Annotated in this window: 2 protein-coding genes; one reads left to right on the top strand and one right to left on the bottom strand. The window is 72.0% G+C overall.

Annotated features, from left to right (window positions below; translation table 11 throughout):
* Nucleotides 1-1,551, top strand: a 1,551-nt coding sequence (locus ACFXB5_RS16735) for an ATP-binding cassette domain-containing protein (RefSeq protein WP_385208043.1), incomplete at its 5' end; no start/stop codon positions are given.
* A 48-nt stretch (nt 1,552-1,599) separates the two neighbouring features.
* Here the strand turns inward: ACFXB5_RS16735 and ACFXB5_RS16730 are convergent.
* On the bottom strand, nt 1,600-2,778 hold the full coding sequence (locus ACFXB5_RS16730) for an acyl-CoA dehydrogenase family protein (protein ID WP_385208041.1): 1,179 nt from the start codon (nt 2,776-2,778) through the stop codon (nt 1,600-1,602).
* Nucleotides 2,779-2,982 lie beyond the last annotated feature (204 nt).

The raw sequence follows: 2,982 nt of genomic DNA, 5'->3' as shown, positions 1-2,982 counted from the left end.
GCTGCGAGGACCCCGCTTTCGCGGGCTGTCGGGGCCCGGGCGGTCACCGCCGCCGCCGGCCCCGCGTGCGCCGCCCCCCGGCGCCGCGCGCCCGCCCGCTCCTCCAAGATCGGCAAGGTCAACATCGCCGACGCGTGCGCGATGGAGATCCGCGACCTGGCCGGCTGGGTCCGCGGGCTCGAGGAGCCGTCGGTGGCGCCGCTGCTCGCCAAGCTCCAGCACACCCTGGACTCGTTCGTGGAGATCGGCCTCGGCTATCTCTCACTCGACCGGGCCTCGGGCACACTCTCCGGTGGCGAGGCGCAGCGCACCAAGATGATCCGCCACCTCGGCTCCTCGCTCACCGATGTCACCTACGTCTTCGACGAGCCCACCATCGGGCTGCACCCGCACGACATCCAGCGGATGAACAACCTGCTGCTGCGGCTGCGGGACAAGGGCAACACGGTGCTCGTGGTGGAGCACAAGCCGGAGACGATCGCCATCGCCGACCATGTCGTGGACCTCGGCCCCGGCGCCGGCACGGCGGGCGGCACCGTGTGCTTCGAGGGCACCGTCGAGGGGCTGCGGGCGAGTGACGGCGTCACCGGCCGCCATCTCGACGACCGGGCCACGCTCAAGGAGACGGTCCGCAAGGCCGCAGGCCAGCTGGAGATCCGCGGCGCGTCCGCGAACAACCTGCGGGATGTCGACGTCGACATCCCGCTCGGGGTGCTCTGCGTCATCACCGGCGTCGCCGGTTCCGGCAAGAGCTCGCTCGTCCACGGCTCCATCCCGGCCCCGGAGGGTGTGGTCTCGGTGGACCAGACCCCGATCCGCGGCTCGCGCCGGAGCAACCCGGCCACGTACACCGGTCTGCTGGACCCGATCCGCAAGGCGTTCGCGAAGGCCAACGGCGTCAAGCCGGCGCTGTTCAGCGCGAACTCCGAGGGCGCCTGCCCCACCTGCAACGGCGCCGGTGTCATCTACACCGACCTGGCGATCATGCAGAGCGTGGCCACCCCCTGCGAGGACTGCGAGGGCAAGCGGTTCAGCGCCCCGGTGCTGGAGTACCACCTCGGCGGCCGCGACATCAGCGAGGTACTGGCGATGCCGGTGACCGAGGCCGAGGAGTTCTTCGGCAGCGGCGAGGCCCGCACCCCGGCGGCCCACAAGATCCTTCAGCGGATGACGGACGTCGGACTCGGCTACCTCACCCTCGGCCAGCCGCTCACCACGCTGTCCGGTGGCGAGCGGCAGCGGCTCAAGCTGGCCGTGCACATGGCCGACAAGGGCGGGGTCTACGTCCTCGACGAGCCGACCACCGGACTGCACCCCGCCGATGTCGAGCAGCTGCTCGGGCTGCTGGACCGGCTCGTGGACTCCGGCAAGTCGGTCATCGTCATCGAACACCACCAGGCCGTCATGGCGCACGCCGACTGGATCGTCGACCTCGGCCCCGGCGCCGGTCACGACGGTGGCCGCGTCGTCTTCGAGGGCACCCCGGCCGACCTCGTGGCCGCCCGGTCCACCCTCACCGGTGAGCACCTCGCGGAGTACGTCGGCGGCTGACCGGGATCCTCATGGGAAGCGCCATGGGAAGCGCCGCCGTGCGGCGGCTCAGCGGCGCACCCGTGGCATCCCCAGCCCGATCCAGGAGATGATCTCCCGCTGGACCTCGTTGTTGCCGCCGCCGAAGGTGAAGACGACGCTGCTGCGGTAGCCGCGCTCCAGCTCGCCGTGGAGGACCTCGCTCGCCGAGCCCTCCTTGAGCGGACCGGCGGCCCCGACGATCTCCATCAGCCAGGCGTAGGCGTCGCGGCGCGCCTCGGAGCCGTAGACCTTGACGGCGGAGGCGTCCTGCGGGGTGAGGGCCTCCCGCTCGAGGGCCTCGACCATCTGCCAGTTGAGCAGCTTCATGGCGTCCAGCCGGGCGTGGGTGCGGGCCAGCCGGCCGCGCACCCAGCCCAGGTCGATCACCCGGCGGCCGTCGGGGAGCTTGGTGTCGGCGGCCCACTGGCGGACGCCGCGCAGGGCGCGGATGGCCATGGTGCCGTGGGCGGCGAGGGTGACCCGCTCGTAGTTGAGCTGGGTGGTGATCATGCGCCAGCCCTCGTTCTCGGCGCCGACGCGACGGGTGGCCGGGACGCGGATGTCCTCGTAGTAGCTGGCGGTGGTGTCGTGGGAGGCGAGGGTCCTGATGAGGGTGGAGGAGTAGCCGGGGTCGTCGGTCGGGACCAGCAGGATGCTGATGCCCTTGTGGGGTTTGGCGTCGGGGTCGGTGCGGACCGCGAGCCACACCCAGTCGGCGGTGTCGCCGTTGGTGGTCCAGGTCTTCTGGCCGTTGACGATGTAATCGTCGCCGTCGCGCACCGCGCGGGTCTTGAGGGAGGCGAGGTCCGTACCGGCGTCGGGCTCGCTGTAGCCGATCGCGAAGTCGATCTCGCCGGAGAGGACCTTGGGCAGGAAGTACGCCTTCTGCTCCTCGGTGCCGAACCGCATGATGGTGGGCCCGACCGTGTTGAGTGCCATCAGCGGCAGCGGCACCCCGGCCTGGGCCGCCTCGTCGAAGAAGATGAACTGCTCGACCGGGCCGAGCCCGCGCCCGCCGTACTCCTCGGGCCAGCCCACCCCCAGCCAGCCGTCGGTGCCGAGCCGGCGGATGGTCTCGCGGTAGAACCGCTTCTGCCCGGCGGAGTCGGCATAGCGGGCGTAGGCGTCATCGGGGACCAGTTCGGCGAAGTACGCGCGCAGCTCATCGCGCAACCGCCGCTGATCAGGGGTGTATTCGAGGTCCACGGCCCCTCCTGGAGTCTCGCGTGCGCCATGTCGGCAAGCTGGGAGCGTCCTGGGATCGAGGGGCACGGTAGAACGTGTTCCAACAATACGGAAGGGGCGGGGGGCGGGGCGCGCGGCCCCCGGCCCGGGCCCACGGGGCCACCCCCGCCCCCCGGGGGGGGGGGGGGGGGCGCCCCCCCGGCGGGCCCCGACCGCGGAGACCGG

This window comes from Streptomyces sp. NPDC059455 (assembly GCF_042750115.1).
GTDB lineage: Bacteria > Actinomycetota > Actinomycetes > Streptomycetales > Streptomycetaceae > Streptomyces > Streptomyces endocoffeicus.
Note: the sequence above shows the minus strand (reverse complement) of the source record. Positions and strands in the feature narration are given on the sequence as shown.